Origin of the sequence: Geitlerinema sp. PCC 9228, from assembly GCF_001870905.1 — a bacterium.
In the GTDB taxonomy this organism is placed as follows: Bacteria; Cyanobacteriota; Cyanobacteriia; order Cyanobacteriales; family PCC-9228; genus PCC-9228.
In genome coordinates this window covers 1-1,043 of record NZ_LNDC01000053.1, presented here as the reverse complement: position 1 = coordinate 1,043, position 1,043 = coordinate 1, and the positions used below count along the sequence as shown (strand labels likewise).

Here is a 1,043-nt window from a genome sequence, read left to right as displayed (position 1 = left end):
AGTTATGCACGAGCGCAATGCTCACAACTTCCCCTTGGACTTGGCTGCTACCGAACAAGTTGCTCCTTCCATCAAAGGCTAGGATATCTGTTCTCCTAAGCTGGGCTAGAGTTTAGGAACTGCAAAAGCGCTCTCCTGCGGGAGGGCGTTTTTTTATGGATAGGTGTTCGGGGGTTGACATTTTTCAGATAGCAAGTACAGTTCCAGAGCAATAGCTGCAGATTCGTCAAATCCAGAATAAGCGTCAGTAACTACTACGGTTGCATCTGGGGGATAGTGTTCCTGGATATCGTCTACAGCTACCCAGCGATCGCGTAATGCGTTATGCTGTTGCAAGAAGGCCAGGACTTCTTGATAGCGAATATACTGGAATTGATGAAGATGTTTGGGGTCTAGAAAAGGAGTAAATCCAACAATCCGTTTGGCGATATCGGGAGAGAACAACGGCAGTATAGCATCTAGGGAAAACAATTCTCGCCACGAGGAGGAAATCACCACGAAAACGTCTGGATGTTCGCGCAAGACGTTCTCAAAGTTGTGCAAGCAAGTGCGATCGAAGGATAAAATTTCGCTTTCTTCGATGGGGCGATCGAATTTTTTCTCTGGAACGAGAACGCCGTCAATGTCTAAAAATATCCACATTTTGGTTATCCCGTTTGTGGGAAGATGCAATTGGTCAAAAGATGGAGATACAGATTTACCTGCGAGGATGGCGCATGAAAAAATATTGAATGCTCGTTTGGGAGGAAATGGATTGGGGAGAATTAATAGGGCAAGAAGTAGTTTTTGGGATTCATCCCCATCGCGGTGACTTTGATGTGGTTTAAGATGGAGAACAAGCATTTGTTGTCCGTTACTATTATTATTGTATACGAACAAAAAGCGATCGCTACTTATCCGAAATCCACCATATCAAAACCACATTTGAAATCGTAGGGTGGGCATTGCCCACCCTACGAGCTAGTTTTTGGGATTCATCCCCATCGCGGTGACTTTGATGTGGTTTAAGATGGAGAACAAGCATTTGTTGTCCGTTACTATTA

General features: G+C 44.6%; 1 protein-coding gene. It reads right to left on the bottom strand.

Features of this window, described 5'->3' with window-relative positions:
• Nucleotides 1–153 precede the first annotated feature (153 nt).
• A complete protein-coding gene (locus AS151_RS04095) occupies nucleotides 154–642 on the bottom strand; it encodes an HAD domain-containing protein (protein ID WP_071515790.1) in 489 nt (162 codons plus the stop codon).
• Nucleotides 643–1,043 lie beyond the last annotated feature (401 nt).

Coding starts and splice junctions, on each gene's coding strand:
- AS151_RS04095 (WP_071515790.1), bottom strand. CDS start 642: ATGTGGATATTTTTAGACATTGACGGCGTTCTCGTTCCAGAGAAAAAA.